The sequence below is a fragment of the Rhizobium sp. P1_C7 genome, assembly GCF_056406295.1.
On sequence record NZ_JBFUAL010000001.1, the window covers coordinates 377,495 to 400,126 of the forward strand.

A 22,632-nucleotide genomic window follows, 5' to 3' on the forward strand; every position below is an offset into this window, starting at 1 on the left:
TTTTTCGGGACCAGATCAATCTCCCGATCAAACGCATGAAACGACATACCGGCAGTGGCTGCCGGCTGGACTGAAGGGCATTTCGACATGGCAAAAGGACGAAACGGCAGGCTGCGGCGCAAGGACGGCGTCTGGGATCCGTTGAAGACGAGCGAGACCGACAAGCAACGCGCCGAGGCAGTGCCGAAGACGCCACAGACGCTGTCGCCGGCCTATCGCCTTGCCTATGCGGACGAGGAATTTCTGTGCCGCGAGGAGCTGCGGCCGATCCGTCTGCAGCTGGAATTGATGAAAACCGAAATGATGCTGACCGAGCGTGGCATCAAATCGACGGTCGTCATGTTCGGCGGCGCCCGCATCCCCGCACCCGGCCAAAGCGCCTGGGCGGCGAGAAACGAGTTGCAGCGCGTCAACCTGGAAGCGGCATCGGTCTATTACGACGAGGCGCGCAAATTCGCCCGCCTCTGCTCGAAATACTCGGCCGGGTTCGATTTCCATGAGTATGTCATCGTCACCGGCGGCGGACCTGGCGTCATGGAGGCGGGCAATCGCGGCGCGGCAGACGAGGGCGCGCCATCGATCGGCCTCAACATCGTGCTCCCGCACGAGCAGGCGCCAAACGTCTACGTCACGCCGGAGTTGAGTTTCAATTTCCACTACTTCGCGATCCGCAAGATGCATTTCATGGTGCGCGCCAAGGCAATCGCGGTCTTTCCGGGCGGCTTCGGCACGCTTGACGAGTTTTTCGAGTGCCTGACGCTGATCCAGACCGGCCGCATGGAGAAGATGCCGCTCATTCTGTTCGGTGAGACGTTCTGGCGCAGCATCGTCAATTTCGAGGCGCTGGCGGAATTCGGCACGATCGCGCCCGATGACGTCGATCTGATTAGTTTCGTCGATACCGCCGATGCCGCCTGGAAAATCATCCAGGATTTCTACGAGCACCACGACTAGAAAAACCCGCCGCAACGATCGCGGCAGGTTTCGTTGTCGGTAAGTTTTGTCTTACGGGAATGGGCGATCCGGCATGTCGGCGATCGAGATCGTGCCGTCCTTGTCGCGGTCCATCCACGTGAAGAACTTGTCGAACGCGGCTTCGGCTTCCTGCTTGGAAATCTGGCCGTTTTCGTCGGTGTCGATCCGCTGCATCATCATCATGCCGCGCATCATCCCGCCGCGTTCCATTCCGTCACGATGCGGGCCGCCATTGGGACCGCCTCGCGGTGGTGCGGGCTGCGCGCTGTCTGAATCGGCAGGCGGTGCCATGGGTGCACCGTCATCATCGGCAATGTCGTCGGCGGGAGCCTTTGCCTTGGCCATCTGGGCTTCCCGGTATTTACGGATTTCGCCCGGTGTCAGCGAGCCGTCCTTGTCGGTATCGACCGCGACGAAGATCGCCTCCATGCCGTCCTTGGCTTCCTGCTTGGAGATTTGGCCGTCCTTGTTCGTATCGAACTGTTGAAGCATTCGAACGAAGATCACCTCGCGCATGGCCGCCATGCGCGGGCCCCCCATCATCATGTTCATCACAGGGTGCGCGCGTGCCGGATGGTGCTTCTTGTCGTGAGGTGCGGCAAGGCTGGTGCCGGCTGCGGTGCCGACGATCAAGATGGAGGAAAGTGCGGCCAGTATCAGCTTGTTCCGAGACATCCTGTTTCCTTTCAGTGTGCAATCTCATTGGGATCACACGGGAAAAGTAGGGCCGGCGCCGCAACTTGCCCAATTAAAGATCGGTAAGCTGGGTGAAGCTTTCGTAATCTAGGCAGTAATCTTCCCAAGGAAATCAGCAAGATCGTCGGTGACGAAATCGATGTGGTCGTCATCGCCGCTGGTTTTTTCCCACCACTCGACGACCGTTTCCTCGAGATTGTTCGGCACCAGCAGAACCGTCTGCATGCCTAGAGCCTTCGGAACCTTGAGATTGCGCGGCAGGTCTTCGAACATCGCCGCCTTGCCGGTCTCGACCCGCTGCAGCGCCGTGAATTTGTCGTAGGTCGCCTGCGCGGGCTTCGGCACGAAGTCGGCCGCGACGATATCGAAGATGTCGTCGAAGTGCTCGAGGATACCGAGCGCGCCCGCCGTCATCTCGGCATGCTTGACGCTGCCATTGGTGAAGATGAACTTGCGGCCGGGAAGAGCCTTGATCGCCGCACCCAGGTCCGGCTGCGCGGTCAGGCTCGAATAGTCGATCGCATGCGCCTTTTCGAGAAAGTCGTTCGGATCTATGCCGTGATGGATCATCAGACCCTGCAGCGTCGTCCCGTGTTCCAGATAGTACTGCTTCTGCAGCTTGCGCGCCTCGTCCCGCTCCATCTGCAGCAGCGCCGAGACATAGGCTGTCATGTTCTTGTCAATTTGCGCGAAGAGATTGACATGATGGGGATAGAGCGTGTTGTCGAGGTCGAACACCCACTCGGTCACGTGCGAAAAATCGGATCTGGTCGGTGTGCGGTCTATCTTGGTCATGGCGGCGTTATGGCACGGCTCGCGTTCCATGCCAAAGTCTTTAAACGCCATCCTTCACGAAAATGCCGTGGAAATTATCAACTTTAAGCCGATAAAGCCTGATTTATGCCGCCGTGCGGGTCTGTTCTGCGGGCTCTGCGACCGAGGTATATCCAGTGAAGATCGCTCTGATAAATTCGCAGCACACTGCAATCGGCAGCCGCATCCCCGACCACCATCTGCCGCCACATGGGCTGTTGTCGATCGGTGGTCCGCTGATAGTGCGGGACATGACGTGGTGCTGATCGACGCGGAGTTCGGCCCGCTGCCCATCGCCGAGATTCGCCAGGTTCTCCGACGATCGCCTGACATCGTTCTGATCGGCCATTCCGGCTCGACGCCGGTGCCCCCGAGGGCGGTCGACCTTTGCATCGGTCCGCATCATTACGTATGGTGGAGTGTTCCCGGCATATTACTGGCGCGACTGACCGACACCGATGTTTTCGTCGTGATGGTCTGAGGCGAAGGCGAAGAGACGGTCGTCAATCCGATCGATGCGATTGCAAGCGACCAGCCGCTTCAACCGGTGTCTGGCATCGCCTTTTTGGACGGCGATGGCGAACCCCTAGCAACCCAACCGCCCGGGCAATCGCGTCGCTGGACAGCTATCCCGTCGGTTGGGAGCTGATCGACCACACCCGCTACAGCTATTGGGGCGGCAAGCGTGCGGTGGTGATGCAGTTCTCCAGTGGCTGTCGGCATCTCTGCAACTACGGCGGTCAGCGCGGCTGCTGGACTCGCTGGCGCCACCGCGATCCGGTTCTCTTTGCCAGGGAAATCGCCCGAGGTGGCGATACAGACGCGCCCGAAGGCGCTGATCCGTATCCTCTTCACCGCGATCCGGGGCAGCGGAATTCGATGCGCTAGTACACGCAGATGGGACGGCGCGTCTGGTTTCATGAGCTGCAGAGTTCGCCTTCCCGGCGGCGGATGATGAAGAACGGCCCGACACTCGAGGCATTCTGGGGCGCACCGCAGGATCCGGAGGAAGAATCGATGCTCCTGCCGGCTCGCACCACCAGTATGCGCCCTCGCGTCATAGATGCCGCCGAATGAAATAGACGCCCGATTTTCGGCGGACAGAGAATGGCTCCAATGGTAGAAAGCAACATGCTTTTCGACCTCCCCAACGAAGACACGCTCTACGATGCGTTGATTGCCCGCAGCTCCGACTATGAGGGCCTTGCCTATGTCTGCGTGAAGACAACAGGCGTCTTCTGCCGGTTGACCTGTCCGGCGCGCAAGCCGAACCGGGAGAACACGCTCTTTTACGATTCCATCGCCACCTGCATGCAATCGGGGTTCCGGCCATGCCGGCGCTGCAAGCCGCTGGAGCCGCCCGGCAAGGAGCCCCTCATCGAGGAATTGCTGGCAGCGCTCGATCGCGATCCGGCGGCGCGGTGGACGGAGGACGAACTGGTCTGCAGGGGATACGACCCTTCGACCGTGCGACGCACCTTCAATCGGTCGCTCGGCATGACCTTCCTCGATATCGCACGCTATCGCCGCCTCGGCGAGGCGGCAAGGCAGCTTGCTGGCGGCGCGCGTGTCATCGATGCGCAGTTCGATGCGGGCTACGAGTCCAGCAGCGGTTTCCGCGCCGCGTTTCAGCGGCTGATCGGTGCGGCGCCTGTCATGTCGCAGAACCGTGAGCTGCTGTGTGCGGACTGGTTCGACACGCCGCTCGGGCCGATGGTGGCGGTGGCCGATCGGACCCATCTGCATCTTTTGGAGTTTCACGATCGCAAAGCGCTGCCGGCGGAGCTTGAAAGCCTGCAGCGCAAGACGCGCTCGAGGGTTGCCGCGGGGCGACCCCCCCCAATCTACCAGATCGAGGCCGAACTTAGGCTCTATTTCAAAGGACGATCCGCCGATTTCAGAACGCCCCTGGCGCTCGGCGGCGGCACCGCCTTCGAACGGGAGGTCTGGGCGAAGCTTATGAATATCCCTGTCGGCGAAACGCGCGCCTACGGCGACCTCGCCCGGGGGATGGACAATCCGCAGGTCGTGCGCGCTGTCGGCCGCGCCAACGGCGCAAACCAGATCGCCATCGTCATTCCCTGTCATCGCGTGATCGGTGCAGATGGATCGCTCACAGGCTATGGTGGCGGACTATGGCGCAAGCAATGGCTTCTGCGGCATGAGGGAAAAATGAGGCCCAAGGGGTTGTTTGAGGAGGGAATGCAATGAATCAGGCGGAAAAGGCGGGGGTGTTCGGCGCGCTGCACCGGAAGGGAAACCCTGTTGTCCTCTACAACATCTGGGATGCAGGAACCGCAAAGGCGGTCACCGAAGCAGGCGCCAAGGCGCTGGCGACCGGCAGCTGGTCGGTCGCGGCGGCGCAGGGCTATGGGGATGGCGAGAGGATTCCGCTAGACGCCTTGGTGGCCGTAGCGCGCCAGATCACGGCAGTCAACGACCTTCCGCTATCCGTCGATTTCGAAGGGGCGTACTCGACTGAGCCAGCCGGGGCGGCTGCCAATGTCGCCAAGCTGATCGACGCAGGTGCCGTAGGCCTCAATTTCGAAGATCGGGTGGTCGGCGGAAGCGGCCTGCACGCCGTTGAAAAGCAGGCAGCCCGCATCCGAGCGATTCGCGACGCGGCTGAAAGCAAGGGCATCGCCTTCTTCATCAATGCGCGCACCGACCTCTTTCTCGCCGAGAGCGACCAATCGAAGCATGCCGGCTTGGTCGATGAGGCGATCGAGCGTGGCAAGGCTTACGCGGCCGCCGGTGGCAGCGGCTTCTTTGTGCCGGGTCTGGTCGACGAAGGCTTGATCGACAGGATCTGCCGTGCCTCGGAACTGCCGGTCAACATTATGATGTGGCCGGGGACTCCCGATCTGAAGACTCTTGCAAAGCTTGGCGTCGGCCGCGTCAGCTATGGTCCGGGGCCATACCGGGCAATGATGGAAAAGCTGAAGCAGGACGCTGCGGCGGTCTTTGCCGTCGCGGGCTAGCGCAATGCCGAGGAAAAGCGGAAATGCCCTATCGTCTGGTTAGGGAACGATCAGCGTTCCGGCGCCATGCTCGGTGAAGATTTCGAGCAGGACCGAATGGGCGGTCTTGCCGTTCAGGATGACGACGCCCTCTACACCTGCCTTGATGGCATCGATGCAGGTCTCGACCTTCGGGATCATGCCGCCGGAGATCGTGCCGTCGGCGATCAGAGCGTGTGCCTGGGAAACGGAGAGTTCCTTGATCAAGCTGCCCTGTTTGTCGAGCACACCGGGAACATCGGTGAGGAACAGCAGGCGCGTGGCGTTCAACGCACCGGCGATGGCGCCGGCAAATGTGTCGGCATTGATGTTGTAGGTCGCGCCGTCGCGCCCGGGAGCCACCGGCGCGATGACCGGGATCATTTCCGAACGCGCAAGCAGGTCGATTAGCGTCCGGTCGACCTCGACGACTTCGCCGACGAAGCCGAGGTCCAGAACCCTCTCGATGTTGGAATCGGGGTCCTTGATGGTCTTGCGCGCCTTTTCGGCGAAGACCATGTTGCCATCCTTGCCGCAAAGGCCGATCGCCCATTCGCCCGTCTGGTTGATTAGCGCCACGATCTCCTTGTTGATCGAGCCGGCAAGCACCATCTCGACGATCTCGACCGTCTGGGCGTCGGTGACGCGCAAGCCACCCTCGAATTTCGATTCGATCCCCATCTTCGTCAGCATCGCGCCGATCTGCGGCCCGCCACCGTGGACGACGATCGGATTCACCCCGGATTGCTTCAACAGCGCGATGTCGCTGGCGAAAGCCTTGCCGAGCTCGGGATTGCCCATGGCATGGCCGCCGTATTTCACGACAATCGTCTTGTTCTCGTAACGCTGCATGAACGGCAGTGCCTTAGCCAGGAGGCGTGCCTGAGTTTCACTTTCGGTCTCGATCATGGATACCCCGCGGAAATTGGTTGCGGCCTTTTATCCCAAGTTTTTGACAGATGGAATAATCCAGACCGCATTAGTTTACCGTATCTGCTCGTACAAGGGCGGCGTGTCACGTGCTGCGCACCGCCCTTACTCAGGCGACAGCACAGGGAAGAGGCACGGCATGACGAGCGAGAAAATCGCAGGACTGATCGGCCGCGTTGCCATTGGCGACCGCAAAGCCTTCGCAGCACTCTATCGCGACACCGGGCCGAAACTTTTTTCGATCTGCCTGCGTATTTTGAACGACCGCACAGAGGCAGAGGAGGCACTGCAGGAAGTCTATATCAAGATCTGGCAGCGCGCCTCGGCTTTTGCGGCCACCACGGGCGCGCCGTCGTCCTGGCTGGCAGCAATTGCGCGCAACCAGGCGATTGATGCGCTGCGCAGCCGCAAACCCGTCGCTGACGAACTGGATAGCGCGTACGACCTTGCCGACGGCGAACTCAATCCAGAGGAGCGGACAATGATCCGGGATGAAGGAAGGCGGATTGACACCTGCATGGAAGAGTTGGAAGCTGATCGGGCGGTGGCAGTGCGAAGGGCCTATGTCGAAGGACTGAGCTATCTGGAGCTGGCCGCTCAGTTCGGCGTACCTTTGAATACGATGCGCACATGGCTGCGGCGCAGCCTCCTAAAGCTGAGAGAGTGCATGGAACGATGACATCGTCGGATCAAAGCAAAGGCGGCCGTTCCCGCGACGAAGTGCTCGCAGGCGAATATGTGCTCGGCGTTCTCTCCTTCAAGGACCGGCAGGTGGTGGAAGAGCGCATGCGCCGCGACCGTCCGTTCGCCGCCATCGTCAGCCGGTGGGAAGCCAATCTGTCTACCTTCAACGACGACTATGATGTCGTCACTCCAAGTCAGGAAACCTTCAAGCAGGTCGAGGCACGCCTGTTCGGCTCACCCGATAGAGCCTCAGTGCCTAACCACGGTCTTTGGAATTCGGTGCTCTTCTGGCGGTCGCTCACAGCCGCATCCCTTCTGCTGACCGCCGCCGCACTCGTGCTCGCCTTTGCGGCGGTCTCTCCTCCGAAGCCAGGTGCGCCGCTCGTAGCCGAGATGTCTGCACCGGGCAGCCAGGTCAACCTGCTCGCATCCTACGAGGCCCAAAGCGGCCGTATGAAGATCATCCCGGTTGCTGCCGGCAAGCCTGAGGAGAAATCCCTCGAACTCTGGATGGTGCCGGCAACGGGCGCGCCGAAGTCGCTTGGCATCTTCCCGCCGGGGCAGACCGGCGAGCTTGTCGTTCCGGCCGACATGCGCAGCGGCATCGGCGATGGAACCACATTTGCCGTCAGCCTCGAGCCCTTCGGCGGCTCGCCGACGGGGCAGGCCACCGGGCCGATCGTCGCCAGCGGCAGTGCGCACAGGCGGTAGATTTTTTTCTCTGAAACTCTTTTTGCCGCCGCCTCGTAGATCCTCATGTCCGGGCAGGGCTTAGGCATTCGGCCAACGATCTGCCAACGGACGCAAGAGGAGAACAATCATGATCAAGTCCGCACTGCGCACCATCGCGCTTGCAACTGCCGTGTCCGCACTCGCTATCGCTGCGCAGGCCAAGAACCCCATGGTTGGTGGGGCCGCAATGTATCCGACGAAGAACATCGTCGAGAATGCGGTGAACTCGAAGGATCACACGACGCTGGTTGCGGCCGTCAAGGCAGCCGGTCTCGCCTCGACGCTTGAGGGCAAGGGCCCGTTCACCGTCTTCGCACCGACCAACGAAGCCTTCGCGGCACTCCCCGCCGGCACGGTCGATACGCTGCTGAAGCCCGAGAACAAGGTCAAGCTCACCAAGATCCTGACCTGCCACGTCGTTGCCGCGGACGCCATGTCCAAGACGGTCGCCAAGATGATCAAGGATGACGGTGGCGAACACGACATCAAGACGGTCGGCGGCTGCGTGCTCAAGGCCAAGGAAAGCATGGGCAAGATCGCGCTCACCGACGAGAGCGGCGGCGTGGCGCATGTGACGATTGCCGACGTGAAGCAGTCGAACGGCGTCATCCACGTCGTTGATAAGGTTCTGCTGCCAAAGATGTAATCGAGTACAGGCAGCCTTTAGAGGCGCCCTCTTCCATCCCGGGGCGCCTCTTTCACTTCCAGTTGGCGATGCCGACGGTCTGCGCTATCGCTTCGCGCAAATCATCCAGGCCCTCGCTCTTTTCGGATGAGGTGGCGATGATGCCCGGATAGGCGGCCGGGCGCTTCTTGACCTTTTCGGCCGTGTCGGCGAGCAGCTTCGTCACCGCCGGCGGCTTGATCTTGTCGGTCTTGGTCAGCACGACCTGATAGGAGACGGCGGCCTTGTCGAGCAGGTCCAGGACCTCGTCGTCGTTCTTCTTGATCCCGTGGCGGCTGTCGATTAGTACGTAGACGCGCTTTAGCGTTGCACGGCCGCGCAGGTAATCGAACACAAGCTTCGTCCACGCGTCCACATGCTCCTTCGGCGCCTGCGCATAGCCGTAGCCCGGCATGTCGACCAGCGCCATCGGCGGAAGATCGCCGCCTTCGCCGGAATATCCCTCGGGCACGAAGTAGTTGAGCTCCTGCGTGCGCCCAGGCGTGTTGGACGTGCGCGCCAGCCCCTTGTGGCCGACGAGCGCGTTGATCAGCGACGACTTGCCGACATTCGAGCGGCCGGCGAACGCAACCTCCATCGGTCCCTCCGGCGGCAGGAATTTCAGGGAAGGCACGCCGCGGATGAATATCCACGGACGCCCGAAGAGCGGCTTGTCGTTGTTATCGGTCATTCGGCCTTTTCCAGCGCGTCCAAATCCAATGAACCTATGGCATTCAGGTTTCGGGTGATTTTGTCAACCGGTGGGCAGAAAAGAGAAAGCCCCGCCGAAGCGGGGCTTTCGTTACTTTTCCGTTGGCGACGGCTTTCGCCGGAACAGGCCCTTCAGATTGTCGAAGAGCTCGATCTTCACGCCATGCCGGCGCATGATCACGCCCTGCTGGATCACCGAGAGCGTGTTGTTCCAAGCCCAGTAGATGACGAGGCCGGCCGGGAAGCTTGCCAGCATGAAGGTAAAGACCAGCGGCATCCAGTTGAAGATCATCGCCTGTGTCGGATCCGGCGGCGTCGGGTTCATGCGCATCTGCACGAACATCGTTACACCCATGATCAGCGGCCAGACGCCAAGATGCAGGAAGGTCGGAGCCGCAAACGGCAGCAGGCCGAAGAGGTTGATGAACGAGGTCGGATCGGGCGCCGAAAGGTCCTGGATCCAGCCGAAGAACGGCGCATGACGCATCTCGATGGTGATGTAGATCACCTTATACAGCGAGAAGAAAATCGGGATCTGAAGCGCGATCGGCCAGCAACCGGCAATCGGATTGATCTTCTCTTCCTTGTAAAGCTGCATCGTCGCCTGCTGCAGGGCCATGCGGTCGTCGCCGAACTTGGCCTTGAGCTCTTCCATCTTCGGCTGCACGCGCTTCATGTTCGCCATGGAAGCGTACTGCTTGCTGGCGAGCGGGAAGAAAAGCGCCTTGACGACGATGGTCGTCATCAGGATCGCGACGCCGAAGTTGCCGAAGTAGCGAAAGAAGAAGTCCATCAGCCGGAACATCGGCTTCGTCAGGAAGTAGAACCAGCCCCAGTCGATCAGGCGGTCGAACTTCGGGATCGAATAAGTCTTCTCATAGCCGTCGATGACGGGAACTTCCTTGGCACCGGCAAAGACGAGGTTCTTGAGCTCGACCGACTGGCCCGGCGAAACGGTGACCGCATTCTGCTTGTAATCGGCCTGGAAGCGCGGCTGACCGTCGGTGAAGTGGCTGAAGCGCGCGTCATAGGCCGTCTGCTGCGGCGGAATGATCGTTGCTGCCCAGTACTTGTCGGTGATCCCGAGCCAGCCGCCTGTTGCCGTTGCCGGCGCGACAGCTTCCTTTTCGACGGCTGCGTACTTGCTCTCGATGAGGCTGTCGCCGATGACGCCGATGAAGCCTTCGTGCAGCACGTATGTCGAAGCGACCGCCGGCTTGTTGTAGCGTGTTACGCGGCCATAGGAGGAAAGCGCCGCCGGGGCTTGGCCGGCGTTGGTGACCTTGTCCGTGACGGTGAACATATAGTGCTCGTCGACGGAGATCGTGCGGGCGAAGGTGATGCCCTTGTCGTTGGTGTAGGTCAGCGTGACCGGAGCCTTCTCGGTCAGCTTCGCGTCTTGCGGCGCCGTCCACACGGTGGATGGGCCTGGAACGCTGCCGGTGGCATCGTCGCCGACGTAGCCGAGCTCGGCAAAGTAGCCATCCTTGGTTTCAGACGGGCTGAAGAGGGTAATGATCGGGCTCGAGTCGTCAACGGTCTCGTGGTAGCCCTTGAGCTTCAGGTCGTCGAGGCGAGCGCCGGCGAGGTTGATGGAGCCGGAAAGCGCCGGCGTGTCGATCGCTACACGCGGGTTCTTGGCAAGCGCATCGGCAAGCGAGGTGGTGGCCGGAGCCTGGCCGGTCGGAGCTGTGCCGTTCGTCTGCGCGGTCGTCGCGCCGCCGGCTGCTGGTGTCTGCGTCTGCGTCTGCGTCTGCTCGGAGTGCTGCTGCGCCTTTTGGGCAAGCTCGGCCTTGCGCTGAGCTTCGATGCGCGGGTTCATATACAGGAATTGCCACCCGAGAACGATCAGCACGGAGAGAGCGATCGCAATGAAGTAGTTGCGGTTGTTTTGCATCATACGTTCCTGGGGCGGCCGTCTCCGGACCGCTTGTGTTTCGGCTTTGTCTCGACGCGAGCTTTGAGCTCTGCGGCTAATTCTGTGAAGGTTGCTTTGAGCACGTCCCTTCGCGCGACAACCACATAGTCGTGTCCGGGCTGCATTGCAAACCCTGCATGAAGTCGCACCGCCTCTTTAAGGCGCCGCCTCATGCGGTTTCTTTCGACCGAGTTGCCGTGTTTCTTGGTGACGGTGAAGCCGACTCGGGCTTCGGTCTCGGGTTCTTTCCGGTCGAGAACCTCGAGCAGGAAGAAGCCGCCTCTGCGTTTTTCGCCATTGCGAACAGCAAGAAACTGCGGGCGGTTTTTCAGCCGCCCGGCAGTGTTTTTGGGGTCTTTCGTCGTCAATTCGCCCGCCATCTTATCGGGCAATTCCGGCTTAAGCCGAAAGACGCTTGCGGCCGCGGCCGCGGCGAGCAACGATGACCTTGCGGCCGCCCTTGGTAGCCATACGTGCACGGAAACCGTGACGGCGCTTGCGAACAAGCTTAGATGGTTGGTAGGTACGCTTCATTTATTTTAAACACCGCGGAGTGCGGCCCTTCTTGAATTTGCATAAAGCAAGGAGCGTTGTTTTTCGAACGATCGAGGCTATGAAATGCCTAGTATGACCGGACGTGCGGCGGCTTATACGGATGAAGGTCGCGAAAGTCAATTATGGCCAGAAATTTCCGGATTTGCCATATTTGCACGGCAAAAACCCCGCCGACCCCGTTAAGGTTTGTGACTGCGGGCAAGTCGTCAGAGTGCGCGAATTTATTCTCCAGTTTCAACCGATACGCGCATTATTTGGCCTCGGCCGTCCACTGAACGAAAAAAACGGCGTGCTGATGACTAAGTACGGGTAATTTTTTGTAGTGTCGCGACCAAACATCGGAAATCTCACGTTAATTTATTTAGGTCAAATTTAGCTATCAGCCGGATAGCTTTCCCGGCGCGTCATCAGTTCCAGGGGGTCATCCTTTGAAAATTCGCGGTAAGATCAATCTACTCGTCTCGGCCATGTGCGGCGTCGCGCTGCTTATCGGTGGGACGGCATTGTGGGCGGTGCATCAGTACGACCAGAACCTCTCTGCCTACGAGGATGCGGCAGAGCGCGCCTATGCCGGCGAGCGCCTCAACCGCTTCGTGACGGCGACCGTCATGGAGGCCCGCGGTATCTATGGTGCGCCATCGACGAAGGAAGCGGGGGCGTTCGCCAAGGGTCTGCTGACGGATCTCGACCAGATCGACAACGTTATCGCATCTTGGGCGCCGCTGGTTCCGGCAGAACAGAAAGACGCCTTTACCAAGTTGGGTGATCGCGCCAAGGAATTCCGCGCCTTCCGCGCAGAGACTGCGCGTCTCGGTACCGAGGTCAGCCCTCAGGCCGCCAACGATCAAGGCAACAACGACGCCAACCGTGCAAACCGAAAGGCCTTCCAGGCCGAGATCGATGCGGTCGTCGCAACGGACAAGGCTACCCTCGACGCCGTCAACGTGCAGGTCGAGAGCTCGCGTGCTTCGATTCTCTGGCTGGTCCTCGGGATCACCGGCGTCGGTATCGCCGTTGGGGTCGGTATGGGCTTCTACATCGGCACCATCCAGCTCAGCCGCCCGATCAAAAAGGTCACCGACGCGATCAAGGAAGTCGCTGATGGCAACTTCAATGCCGAGGTGCCCTTTGCCGGCCGTCAGGATGAAATCGGCGAGATGGCCGCAGCCGTCGCCGTCTTCAAGGAAAATGGTCTGGCCGTGCGCCGCATGAATGCGCAGGAAGCCGCCATGCGCGCCAAGAGCGACGATCTGCAATCAAGCATGTCGGTGGTCGTTGCCGCCGCTGCCGCCGGCGATTTTAGCCGCCGCATCGACAAGGACTACGGCGACGAGAACCTCAACCAGTTTGCGGGCAACATCAATCATCTGCTGTCGAGCGTCGACGGTGGCGTCGGCGAAACCCGCCGCGTTATCGCAAGTCTGTCGGAAGGCGATCTGACCCAGACGATGCGGGGCAATTTCCAGGGCGCCTTCGCCGAGCTGCAGCACAACGTCAACAGCACGTTCGCGACGCTCCAGACGACCATGCGAGAGGTTCGCGAAACGGCCGAAGGGTTCCACGGCAACACCAACGAGCTGCGTTCGGCCAGTGACGATCTCTCCAAGCGCACCGAACAGCAAGCAGCCGCTCTCGAGGAGACCTCTGCGGCGCTCGACGAGATCACTGCCGTCGTCAACAACTCGACGGAACGGGCCCAGGAAGCCAGCGTCATGGTCTCCGAAGCCAAGGACGATGCCGGCAAGTCGGGTGTCGTCGTCCGCAATGCCGTCGACGCCATGGGCCGCATCGAGCAGGCTTCCCGCGAGATCAGCCAGATCATCAATGTGATCGACGAGATCGCGTTCCAGACCAACCTGCTGGCGCTGAATGCAGGTGTCGAGGCAGCACGCGCAGGCGAAGCCGGCAAGGGCTTTGCAGTCGTTGCACAGGAAGTCCGGGAGCTCGCACAGCGTTCCGCAACCGCCGCCAAGGATATCAAGGGCCTGATCACCAAATCCGGCGACGAAGTGCAGGTCGGCGTCAAGCTGGTCCAGGCCACCGGCGAAGCGCTGTCGCAGATCGAACGGCGCGTCAACGCGATCAACGACCACATCCATTCGATCGCAACAGCCGCCAAGGAACAGGCGACTGGCCTCAAGGAAGTCAACACCGCCGTCAACCAGATGGACCAGGTGACTCAGCAGAACGCCGCAATGGTGGAAGAAACCTCCGCCGCGACGCACAAGCTCTCTGGCGAAGCCGATGGCCTCGTGCGCCTTATCTCACGCTTCAAGGTGTCGAACGCGCCGGTAGCGCCTGTCGCCGTCGCTCGCCATCAGGAACATCGCGCCGTCGCCTCTCCGGCCCGCCGCGCCATGGGCACCGTCGCGCGCGCCTTCAACGGCAACGCCGCCGTTGCCGACCAAAGCTGGGAAGAGTTCTGATCCCTCCGATCCGACACGGAAACGCCGCCTCCGGGCGGCGTTTTCCGTTGCGGCGACGTGCCTCTGCTCGCGGAGATTTGAAAGCGCACTCTTATGGGCTAGTATAGAGACTTGGCATGGCGCCTGGCGCCGAGCGGACAAGAGACGATGCGAGCCCGAGATCAAGCCGACAATCTTCCTGAAAACCCCATGTCGACCTCGGAGGCCGGCGCACCCACACGCAGCGGCTCAGGCAAATTCAGCGGGCTTTCCGGCAAGCTTCTCTGGCTGACGGTCGTTTGCATCATGCTTGCTGAAGTGCTGATATTCTTTCCGTCGGTCGCCAGCATGCGCCTTCGCTGGCTGGACGAGAGATTGAACGCCGCCGCCGCCGCCGCGATCGTCATCGATGGTCTGCAGCCGGTCGAATTGCCGCGCGCTCTGCAGAAGGAAACGCTCGAGGCGACCGGGACCAAGGCCATCGTACTGCGCAAGGACGGCACCTCGCGGTTGCTGGCAACCGCGGATATGCCGACCTCCGTCGACGAGCAATACGACTTAACGGATGTGCCGGCGCTGACCGCAATCCGCGACGCCCTGGATACGCTGATTTTCGGTGGCAACCGGATGATCCGTGTTTACGGTCCCGTGCAGGATACCAACACCGGCGTCGAAGTGGTGATGAAGGACAAGTATCTGCGCAATGCGATGCTCGTCTATTCGCGCAATGTGTTTCTGCTGTCGATCCTGATTTCGCTTTTCACCGCCACGCTCGTTTTCTTTGCGATCAACCGCATTTTGATCCGCCCGATCCGCAAGCTGACGGGCAGCATGCAGCAATTTTCCGCCGACCCGGAAAACCCGGGTCACGTTTTCGTCGGTGACGGCGGGCGCGACGAGCTCGCCGTTGCCGGCAGGCATCTGACCGCCATGCAGACGGAACTGCAGAAAACGCTGAAGCAGCAGAAAAATCTTGCCGCCCTTGGTCTTGCCGTCTCCAAGATCAATCACGACATGCGAAACATTCTTGCCTCGGCGCAGTTGATGTCGGACCGGCTCGCAGATGTCGACGACCCCTTGGTCAAGCGCTTGGCGCCCAAGCTGCTGCGGACCATAGACCGCGCCGTGGGCTATACAACCGAGGTGCTGTCCTACGGCCAGGCCAGCGAATCGGCGCCGCGTCGGCGCAGGCTGCAACTTTCCGTCCTGGTCGAGGATGTTAAGGACATGCTGGCGATCGACGTGCAAAGCGGTGTCGAATTCGTCGAGCAGATCGGGCCTGAAATCGAGGTCGATGCCGACAACGAACAGCTCTTCCGCGTCATCCACAACCTCTGCCGCAACGCGGTGCAGGCTTTGACGGCGGCGACAGGGCCAGGCGATCCCGAAGTCGCCAGGCGCATCACCATATCCGCCCAGCGGGTGGGCAGTGTCGTCAGTATAACGGTCGACGATACCGGCCCCGGCATGCCTGAAAAGGCGAGGCAGAACCTCTTTGCCGCTTTCCGCGGCTCGGCACGTTCGGGCGGCACGGGGCTTGGGCTGGCGATTGCGCGTGAGCTCGTTCTTGCCCACGGCGGAACGATCGCGCTTGTGGAAAAGCCCACTGTCGGAACACAGTTTCGCATCGAAATTCCGGATCGTCCGGTTTCGCTGGAGGACTACCGCAGCCGCACCCACCTTGAAAAGTGATGTAATTTCCGCATCCCGGCGGCTCCGGCATCAATCTCGCGATTTTTTCAGAAACCCTATTGCATTCCCCCAAAGGACCCTTTAGAGAACCGCCAACCAAGCGGTACAGCCGTTTCCGGTTACGCACCCGTAGCTCAGCTGGATAGAGCACCAGACTACGAATCTGGGGGTCAGGAGTTCGAATCTCTTCGGGTGCGCCATTTTTTCTTGAAAACTTTTTGGTTGATGCGACCTCTGGGCTGAAAGCTGGTTGACGACGTCGTCATGCAAAGCCAGCATGAGCGTCGTGTCAGCATTTATTGGTGACCGGGGTTAGGTCGGGGTCGGCCGGTGCCGCCGGCACCACGGTTTGCATCCCTCCCGTTGTGCACTAAGCGCTCCAGTCTACCGGTTCGATTGGCCTGCTGCGTCTGCACTAGCCTGGCGCAATGTTGCGCGGTGATGGTGGCGCCTCGCTGTCCGCTGGGCAGGCAACGTCGTGGCGCAAGGCCGGAGGGAATGCATGCTGAGTAAGATGGTTCGGGCGCTTGCACTTGGCGCGGGGCTCGCCGCGCTTGCCGGCTGCGTCGATCATGCCAACGCGCCAATCCTCGTCCCCGTTGCACTGACCGATCCGCCGCTAAATGCGCCGGGTTTCGCCCACAATATCTGCACGAGAGACGGGAATTTCATGTACCGCGAAGCGATCAAACAGTACGAGTTGCGCGCGCAGATGGCCCGCTATCCAGTTGACGCTGCCAACGAGGAGGCGCAGGCCAGAGCGGCGGCCCACCGCCAATACCTGACCTGCATGTCCAGCCAAGGCTACCGCGCCATCTACGACCAGTAGGACCTTGCAGCCGAGCATCATCACGCGCAATCGCCTCTGATCACGAGTGTTGGAGGTCGCGTGTGATCGTGGAACTTTGCAAGCTGAAACAGCATTTTCCTTCTGTAAGTCCGGAAGGAGGGTTTATCATGCAAATGCTCCGTTTTGCTTCGACCGCCTTGCCAGCTGGTGCTCTGGCAGCTCTATCGTGCATCGTCCCAGCGCAGGCTGCGCCCGTGCAGTCCGTCCCGCTTTCGACCCCCGCGAACATTGAATTGGTGCAGTACAAGCCTCATCCCGCTTATTGGCATGGGTATCAGGGTTCTCGGACCGAACGCCCTGGAATGCGTCGTCACTCTGACGGCTATTGGTACCCGCTCGCAGCCTTTGGGGTCGATACCGGGACCACCGGCTCGATCGGCGCGCGCCCGGCAGCGGCCGTGCCGATGCATAGGCAGAGCTACTGCCAAAGCACGTTCGGCGGCACCAACGGCGATGGTAGCATGCCGTGCGACAATGGCTTCTGATCGCGGTCGCCATTCGAGAAGAAAGGCGGCTTTTTTGGTCGCCTTTCTTGCACCGGCGCCTTCAACTGTCGGTGATGCTGCCGCAATCCCGTGGGCATATCGTTTTTGCGACCCATTTAAAATGCGTGACAACAGATCGCCTTCGAAATGGATGGCGATGGTCACGATGATGCCCCCTTTGCGCAGACGGATGCAGCAGCTGTGATCGCTGTTTTCGCGATGCCATCGTCGAGATTGCATCCCTAAGGGTCGGTTTCCTCAACGACTACCGCGGGATCGCGCGCGCAGCGTGCGGTCTATCGCTGCTATGGCGATGGTTTTTGGTATCCTCCGGGGGCCTTCGGAGCGCCGTTGGCCGTTTCGCGCAGCTATCAGCGCGAGCCCTTCTGCAATAACAGTTTTGCACCGCCGAGCGATTTCCGCCCGCCGCGCTGCCCCGTTATTGACGTGGATGGTGCTGTTCCTCAAGCAGGCAGGGGCCGCTATTTCGTCGGCGGCAATATTGGCGGCTTCGTCAAATCGCGACGCGGAATGGCCGATCCTGAGCATCTCGACTTAGTGCGGGCGCATTTTGCCTGATTCCTTGATCGGGTGGTCAAAATTGCTGCAAAATGAGGCTTTTTCGGAAAATCTCGAAGTTGAGCCATGCGTTTATCGCATTGCTGCATTGCGGTAATTTCCCTATTCCTGATCGAAACAATTGGCTATTAATGACTTCGAAGGCAGCGCACTCCTCCTCCCAGCGCTCCTTCATCGGACTGGCAACACTCCTCCTCCCAGTTGTCAGTCAGGATCAAGAGCCCGGTGCACCTCCTCCCGCACCGGGCTTTTTTCATTCTCCCCTCAATGCTCGGTTGCCGATGCGCCCGACGCCGGTCTCGCCGTTGTCGAGGCACATCAGCCCCTGTACCAGGTCTGAGATTTCGTGCAGAGCCGATCGCAGGCAACCCGTCCTTCGTCACGCAGTCGCAATGGGCACTGCGCAGACGGTTGACAGTGCGGCGAGTATCGCTGTGAGTAGGCCGATTGCGATTTTCGACCCGCGCCCGGCGGAATTGCGACGCACAGTTGACGCGTCTCGGCCGGTCGGTCGAAAACAACGCGGGCTCGGTCTGCGATTGTGTCGGGGCAGGGGCTGCCCGCCCGGTAAAATTTCGGTAGGCAACAGCCGCCAATCTGATATATCAGAGTTCGAGGCGGTGGACTGGCGCAACCGCGATGGGCTATGACATGGTGGAAGAGAAGAAGCAGACGGTCGCAGTGGTCGGTGCAGGCGTGGTTGGGGCGGCGATCGCCTTTGAACTTCAGCGCCGAGGCCTGCAGGTGACCCTGATCGACAAGGGGGAACCGGGACGGGGCACCTCCTACGGCAACATGGCAAGTATCGCGCTCGACTTTGCCGCAGGCTCAGGCCCCACGACGTGGCGCAAGATTCCGGCCTGGTTGCTCGATCCCGAGGGGCCGGTCTGGCTGCGTCCCTCCTATGCAGTCAAGATGCTGCCATGGTTCCTGCGCTTTATTGCTGCCGGGAGACCGTCCAGGCTGCGTCAGATCGAGGACGCGGGCATGAGCCTCTCCCGCAACGCGCTCGCCGATTTTCGCACAATGCTGTCGGCGATCGGCGCTCCGGAGCTGATGACGGAAGAAGGTTGCCTCGCCATCTATGAGACCGAGGCCGAATTCGCGAGCGACCGCGGCCACATCGACATGATGCGGCGACACGGCTTCGACTTCGACGTGTTGAGTGGCGGCGACATTCGCGCGCTGGAACCGGCGCTTTCGCCGTCGATCTCCAAGGCTGTGCTGCTGCCCGACAACAAGTCGATCCGCAACCCCTACGACCTCGTTGTCAAGCTCGCCGATTGCGCACGCGCGCATGGAGCGAGCTTTGTATCCGGTGCCGTCCGCAACATCGAACGGAGCGGCGATGGCACTGCGGTCGTGCTCCTTCAAAGCGGGCAACGGATTGCCGCCAATCGCGTGATTCTCGCGGCCGGCGTACACACCCGCGTCCTAGCCGAAAAGCTTGGTGAGCCCATTCCGATGGAGACCGAGCGTGGCTACCACACGCAGATCATGAAGCCCGGCGTTTCCATGCGCTACGCGGTGATCTGGCCGCATCGCGCCTTCATGATTACACCCACTGCCGGCGGGATCAGGGTCGGCGGCAACGTCGAGCTCGCCGGCCTTGATGCAGCGCCGGATTTCCGGCGTCCGCGCTTACTTGTTCGCCATGCGCAGCGCGCGATACCGGGTTTGCAGGTCGAGGAGACGACGGAGTGGATGGGACATCGCCCGGCGCTTCCGGATACGATCCCGATCATCTCGCCGTCGTCGAAGATGCAAGGCGTCTGGTATGCGACCGGCCACGGACATCTCGGCCTCACCTATTCTGCGACGACAGCGCAGCTGATCGCCGATATGGTCATGGGAAAGAGACCCGCCGTCGATATGAAGCCCTTTCGCATCAACCGATACTAGCGCAATTCCAGCAAAAGTGCGCAGCGGTTTTGCGTTCGGAATTGCGTAAAAACAAAGGGATAGAGCGTTTTCGCAAATTCGAGGAAAAGCGGAATGCTCTAGGAAACCTCGCACCTGTCCTGTTTCGGAAGCGCGGAGTTCTTGCATTACGCGTCATCTATGCCTGGAGTTAGCCGATGAGATGGAAACGCACGATCCAGCTTCTGGACGTTCATGCCGAAGGTGAAATCGGAAGGGTCGCAATCGGCGGCGTTCCGAAGATCCCCGGCGATACGGTGGCCGCACAGCTGCACTGGTTGAACACCGATCCGAAAGGCCAGGAGCTGCGTCGCTTCCTTTGCCTGGAGCCGCGCGGCGCGCCGATCGGCTCCGTCAATCTTCTGCTTCCGCCGAAACACCCGGACGCAGATGCAGCCTTCATCATCCTGCAACCGGATCAGGCGCATGCGAGCTCGGGGTCGAATTCGATCTGCGTGACCACAGCCCTGCTGGAGGCGGGCATCGTAGAGATGCAAGAGCCGGAAACCATCGTCACGCTGGAAACCGCGGCCGGCCTCGTCAAGGCGACGGCAACCTGCCGCGACGGGCGCTGCGAGAAGGTGAAGCTGACCATGGTCCCGTCCTTCGTGCACGAACTGGACGTGGAAATCGACACGCCAAAATGGGGAAAGATCAAGGCTGACCTCTGCTACGGCGGTATCTTCTACGCCCTGGTCGACGTCGGCCAGATCAACCTGACGATCGAGAAGGCGAATGCCGCCGCACTCGTTCAGGCCGGTATGATCCTGAAGGAACAGATCAATCTCAGCACCAAGGTCGTGCATCCCGAGATTCCAGCGATTTCGGGTGTGGCCTATGTGATGTTCCGCGACGTCGAGGCGGACGGCACCGTGCGAACCTGCACGACCATGTGGCCCGGCCGGGCCGATCGCTCACCCTGCGGCACGGGCAATTCCGCCAATCTCGCGGCACAGCATGCTCGCGGCAAGGCGAAGGTCGGCGACGTTTTCAAGTCGCGGTCGATCATCGATTCCGAATTCGAGGTCGGGCTGCTGGCGGAGACGACGGTTGCGGGACGACCTGCTGTCATTCCGACGATCGCCGGTCGCGGCTTCACCTTCGGTCTCTCGCAGGTAGCACTCGATCCCTTCGACCCGCATCCCGGCGGCTTCGCTCTGACCGACGTCTGGGGTCCGTCCGCGGGTGAGATCTGAGGCTCAGTAGACGAACGGGTCCACCTCTCCCTTGGAGTGGGCAGGGTCTCCCGTCCGCGGATAGATCACGCCCTTGCGCAGGATGATGTTGGCGTAGAGCCGCGGTTCGCTGGTCTGGACGATGGCGTGGGCGGCGCGCACGCGGCCGTAGAAGTCCTGGCCAACGAGCGGTACCACCTTCCGATGCGGCTCGTGCCGAGCGCAGCAATCGATCATTTCCTCATGCACCGGGTCGAGCTTGTCGCGGTCTGCCTTCACCGTTGAGCGGAAGATCGCGTCCTGCACGAAATCGTCGATCGGGAATACGCTGAGAACAGCGTCGAGAACGGCGATGATTCCATGGCCGTCGAGCCTGGTCAGCCGCCGCGCATGCTCGACGCCGGGATAGTTGCCGTCGACGATGGCAATTTCGTCGCCATGGCCCATGCCGCGCAATGTCGCAAGCAATTCCGGGCTGAGCAGCGGGTTAAGTCCCTTCAGCATTCTCGACCTCCTTGAAGAGTACGTTCTGATCGGTGAGATAGCGCGCGAAGATCGGCAGGCTTGCGCCGCCGATGGCGCGCGCCTGCGAGCCGACCGCTCCTTCGATGATGTCGGGCATGACCACGCCTTGAAGATCGAGCTTGTCGGCTTGCGTAATCGTCGCCTTGACCAGCCGTTCGCGCACCCAGGCGGGAAAGCCTCCGTCGATGACTGCTGCGCTGAAGTCAATGATGGATGCGGCGGCAACGATTGCCTGGGCGAGTGCCTTTGCCGTGTCCTGTATCCATTCCTCGAGCGGCTCGCCGAAGTCGATCCAGTCATCGGCGGAATACCAGAGCGGCTGCGGATCGATCCCGCGTTCGCGCAGCATGTTTTCAAGCACGAAGATGGAAGCGACCTCCAGAAGCTGGAGGGTCTCGCCGTTCTTGCCGCGGACGGGAAGAGGGCCGATCGCGCCCGCCGTGCCAGTACGTCCGGAAAAGATAGCAGAGTTGAGTACGATGCCGCCGCCGATGAAGGAGCCGATGAAGAAGTAGACGAAGTCGGGATATGAGGGGCCGATGCCGAAGACCAGCTCAGCGCCGCAAGCGCTGGTCGCATCGTTCTGCAGAAACACGGGGTAGGAGACGCGCGCGGCGACCTCGGTCTGCAGGTCGACATCGCGCCAGACGTCCATCGCGCCCTTCGGCGATCCGACCTCCTCCTCCCAATTCCAGAGTTCGAAGGGTGCGGCGATCCCGATCCCGGCTATGCGGCTGCGCTGTTCGGCATCAAGCCTGCCTTCCAGTTCCTGGATCCCGGACGTGATGAAATCCATAAACTCCTCAGGCAGCGGATAAGCATAGATTTGTCGCTTCTGCATCCGGATGCGGCCGACGAAATCCATCAGAACGAGATCGGCGCTGCGCCGGCCCATTTTCACGCCGAAGGAGTAGACCGCATCGGGATTGAGCCGCATCGGGATGGACGGCTGGCCGACGCGTCCGCGCACTGGCTCTCCGCGGGATAGCAGTCCTTCCTTCTCGAGTGCACGCATGATGACCGAGACCGTCTGTGCCGAAAGGCCGCTACGGCGCGCGATATCGGCCTTCGACTGGGAGTCGTAGAGACGCACCAGCGACAACACCAACCGTTCGTTGTAGGCGCGCACCCTGATCTGGTTTGCGCCGCCCGCAGGACTGAGAATAGGCAGCTGGGCCGGCGCTTGAACCGGACCTCCTATGGACGACATTGGCCACTCCTCCCGTTTATCGGCCTATGCCCTATTTTCTATGAGCATGCCACAGCGAATTAATAATTCAATTGGATTTATTTATTGACAAGAGAAATTCTTTTGCTCTTAATT

23 protein-coding genes, 1 tRNA gene and 2 pseudogenes are annotated in these 22,632 nt (G+C 60.8%); 17 read left to right on the top strand and 9 right to left on the bottom strand.

The features are described from left to right. Positions 1-87: 87 nt before the first annotated feature. Positions 88-954, top strand: a complete 867-nt coding sequence (locus AC1D2R_RS01895; protein WP_477964192.1) for an LOG family protein — start codon at positions 88-90, stop codon at positions 952-954. Positions 955-1,005: 51 nt separating this feature from the next. Here AC1D2R_RS01895 and AC1D2R_RS01900 read toward each other — a convergent pair whose 3' ends face one another. Then, positions 1,006-1,650 carry an EF-hand domain-containing protein gene (locus tag AC1D2R_RS01900; protein ID WP_477964195.1) on the bottom strand — a complete coding sequence of 215 codons (645 nt, stop codon included), beginning with the start codon at positions 1,648-1,650 and terminating at the stop codon, positions 1,006-1,008. A 108-nt stretch (positions 1,651-1,758) separates the two neighbouring features. Next, positions 1,759-2,466 carry a pyrimidine 5'-nucleotidase gene (locus tag AC1D2R_RS01905; RefSeq protein ID WP_477964197.1) on the bottom strand — a complete coding sequence of 236 codons (708 nt, stop codon included), beginning with the start codon at positions 2,464-2,466 and terminating at the stop codon, positions 1,759-1,761. Positions 2,467-2,621: 155 nt separating this feature from the next. On the opposite strand from AC1D2R_RS01905, the pseudogene AC1D2R_RS01910 reads away from it, so the two are divergent. The 4 genes and pseudogenes from AC1D2R_RS01910 to AC1D2R_RS01925 all read left to right on the top strand — a co-directional run. Continuing rightward, a pseudogene (locus AC1D2R_RS01910) lies at positions 2,622-3,291 on the top strand (B12-binding domain-containing radical SAM protein); the annotation flags it as partial. Positions 3,292-3,381: 90 nt separating this feature from the next. Further along, positions 3,382-3,561 carry a hypothetical protein gene (locus AC1D2R_RS01915; protein ID WP_477964199.1) on the top strand — a complete coding sequence of 60 codons (180 nt, stop codon included), beginning with the start codon at positions 3,382-3,384 and terminating at the stop codon, positions 3,559-3,561. 54 nt (positions 3,562-3,615) lie between these two features. Next, a complete protein-coding gene (locus tag AC1D2R_RS01920; RefSeq protein WP_477964637.1) occupies positions 3,616-4,695 on the top strand; it encodes a bifunctional transcriptional activator/DNA repair enzyme AdaA in 1,080 nt (359 codons plus the stop codon). Next, positions 4,692-5,465, top strand: a complete 774-nt coding sequence (locus tag AC1D2R_RS01925) for an isocitrate lyase/PEP mutase family protein (protein ID WP_477964201.1) — start codon at positions 4,692-4,694, stop codon at positions 5,463-5,465. The genes AC1D2R_RS01920 and AC1D2R_RS01925 overlap by 4 nt, the downstream gene beginning before the upstream one ends. 39 nt (positions 5,466-5,504) lie before the next feature. On the opposite strand, the gene argB is transcribed toward AC1D2R_RS01925, so the two are convergent. Further along, the gene (gene argB / locus AC1D2R_RS01930) at positions 5,505-6,392 is read right to left on the bottom strand and encodes an acetylglutamate kinase (RefSeq protein ID WP_477964203.1); all 888 of its coding nucleotides are present in this window, start codon (positions 6,390-6,392) and stop codon (positions 5,505-5,507) included. Between the two features lie 160 nt (positions 6,393-6,552). Between argB and AC1D2R_RS01935 the strand changes: the two genes are divergently transcribed. From AC1D2R_RS01935 to AC1D2R_RS01945, 3 genes are all read left to right on the top strand, one after another. Continuing rightward, positions 6,553-7,092 (top strand): sigma-70 family RNA polymerase sigma factor, encoded by a 540-nt coding sequence (locus AC1D2R_RS01935; protein WP_477964205.1) that lies wholly within the window; start codon positions 6,553-6,555, stop codon positions 7,090-7,092. After that, positions 7,089-7,808, top strand: a complete 720-nt coding sequence (locus AC1D2R_RS01940) for an anti-sigma factor (RefSeq protein ID WP_477964207.1) — start codon at positions 7,089-7,091, stop codon at positions 7,806-7,808. Before AC1D2R_RS01935 ends, AC1D2R_RS01940 begins: the two co-directional genes overlap by 4 nt. 109 nt (positions 7,809-7,917) lie before the next feature. Beyond that, positions 7,918-8,475, top strand: coding sequence for a fasciclin domain-containing protein (locus tag AC1D2R_RS01945; protein ID WP_477964209.1), 558 nt, complete (start codon positions 7,918-7,920; stop codon positions 8,473-8,475). Positions 8,476-8,527: 52 nt separating this feature from the next. On the opposite strand, the gene yihA is transcribed toward AC1D2R_RS01945, so the two are convergent. The 4 genes from yihA to rpmH all read right to left on the bottom strand — a co-directional run bounded on the left by yihA (position 8,528) and on the right by rpmH (position 11,656). Further along, positions 8,528-9,184, bottom strand: coding sequence for a ribosome biogenesis GTP-binding protein YihA/YsxC (gene yihA, locus AC1D2R_RS01950; protein ID WP_477964211.1), 657 nt, complete (start codon positions 9,182-9,184; stop codon positions 8,528-8,530). Between the two features lie 111 nt (positions 9,185-9,295). Beyond that, a complete protein-coding gene (yidC, locus tag AC1D2R_RS01955) occupies positions 9,296-11,101 on the bottom strand; it encodes a membrane protein insertase YidC (RefSeq protein ID WP_477964213.1) in 1,806 nt (601 codons plus the stop codon). After that, a complete protein-coding gene (rnpA, locus tag AC1D2R_RS01960; protein ID WP_477964215.1) occupies positions 11,101-11,502 on the bottom strand; it encodes a ribonuclease P protein component in 402 nt (133 codons plus the stop codon). The genes yidC and rnpA overlap by 1 nt, the downstream gene beginning before the upstream one ends. Before the next feature lie 19 nt (positions 11,503-11,521). Further along, positions 11,522-11,656: a 50S ribosomal protein L34 gene (rpmH, locus tag AC1D2R_RS01965; RefSeq protein ID WP_065689331.1), complete on the bottom strand. Its 135-nt coding sequence runs from the start codon at positions 11,654-11,656 to the stop codon at positions 11,522-11,524. A 449-nt stretch (positions 11,657-12,105) separates the two neighbouring features. On the opposite strand from rpmH, the gene AC1D2R_RS01970 reads away from it, so the two are divergent. From AC1D2R_RS01970 to AC1D2R_RS02010, 9 genes and pseudogenes are all read left to right on the top strand, one after another. Next, positions 12,106-14,103, top strand: a complete 1,998-nt coding sequence (locus AC1D2R_RS01970; RefSeq protein ID WP_477964217.1) for a methyl-accepting chemotaxis protein — start codon at positions 12,106-12,108, stop codon at positions 14,101-14,103. 147 nt (positions 14,104-14,250) lie between these two features. Beyond that, positions 14,251-15,774 carry an ATP-binding protein gene (locus AC1D2R_RS01975; RefSeq protein ID WP_477964219.1) on the top strand — a complete coding sequence of 508 codons (1,524 nt, stop codon included), beginning with the start codon at positions 14,251-14,253 and terminating at the stop codon, positions 15,772-15,774. Between the two features lie 123 nt (positions 15,775-15,897). Continuing rightward, positions 15,898-15,974: transfer RNA gene (locus AC1D2R_RS01980), tRNA-Arg, on the top strand. 302 nt (positions 15,975-16,276) lie between these two features. Next, a complete protein-coding gene (locus tag AC1D2R_RS01985; RefSeq protein WP_477964221.1) occupies positions 16,277-16,603 on the top strand; it encodes a hypothetical protein in 327 nt (108 codons plus the stop codon). 128 nt (positions 16,604-16,731) lie between these two features. Further along, entirely contained in the window at positions 16,732-17,109 is a 378-nt protein-coding gene (locus AC1D2R_RS01990) for a surface protein (RefSeq protein ID WP_477964223.1), read from the top strand. 351 nt (positions 17,110-17,460) lie between these two features. Then, positions 17,461-17,688, top strand: coding sequence for a hypothetical protein (locus tag AC1D2R_RS01995; protein WP_477964225.1), 228 nt, complete (start codon positions 17,461-17,463; stop codon positions 17,686-17,688). A 383-nt stretch (positions 17,689-18,071) separates the two neighbouring features. Next, positions 18,072-18,270 (top strand): annotated as a pseudogene (locus AC1D2R_RS02000) (hypothetical protein); the annotation flags it as partial. 69 nt (positions 18,271-18,339) lie between these two features. Next, the gene (locus tag AC1D2R_RS02005) at positions 18,340-19,590 is read left to right on the top strand and encodes an NAD(P)/FAD-dependent oxidoreductase (RefSeq protein ID WP_477964639.1); all 1,251 of its coding nucleotides are present in this window, start codon (positions 18,340-18,342) and stop codon (positions 19,588-19,590) included. A gap of 176 nt (positions 19,591-19,766) precedes the next feature. Continuing rightward, positions 19,767-20,804 (top strand): 4-hydroxyproline epimerase, encoded by a 1,038-nt coding sequence (locus AC1D2R_RS02010; protein ID WP_477964227.1) that lies wholly within the window; start codon positions 19,767-19,769, stop codon positions 20,802-20,804. Positions 20,805-20,807: 3 nt separating this feature from the next. On the opposite strand, the gene AC1D2R_RS02015 is transcribed toward AC1D2R_RS02010, so the two are convergent. Both AC1D2R_RS02015 and AC1D2R_RS02020 read right to left on the bottom strand, forming a co-directional pair. Beyond that, positions 20,808-21,287: an RbsD/FucU family protein gene (locus AC1D2R_RS02015; protein ID WP_477964229.1), complete on the bottom strand. Its 480-nt coding sequence runs from the start codon at positions 21,285-21,287 to the stop codon at positions 20,808-20,810. Next, positions 21,271-22,518 carry an ROK family transcriptional regulator gene (locus tag AC1D2R_RS02020; RefSeq protein ID WP_477964231.1) on the bottom strand — a complete coding sequence of 416 codons (1,248 nt, stop codon included), beginning with the start codon at positions 22,516-22,518 and terminating at the stop codon, positions 21,271-21,273. The genes AC1D2R_RS02015 and AC1D2R_RS02020 overlap by 17 nt, the downstream gene beginning before the upstream one ends. Positions 22,519-22,632: the final 114 nt, after the last annotated feature.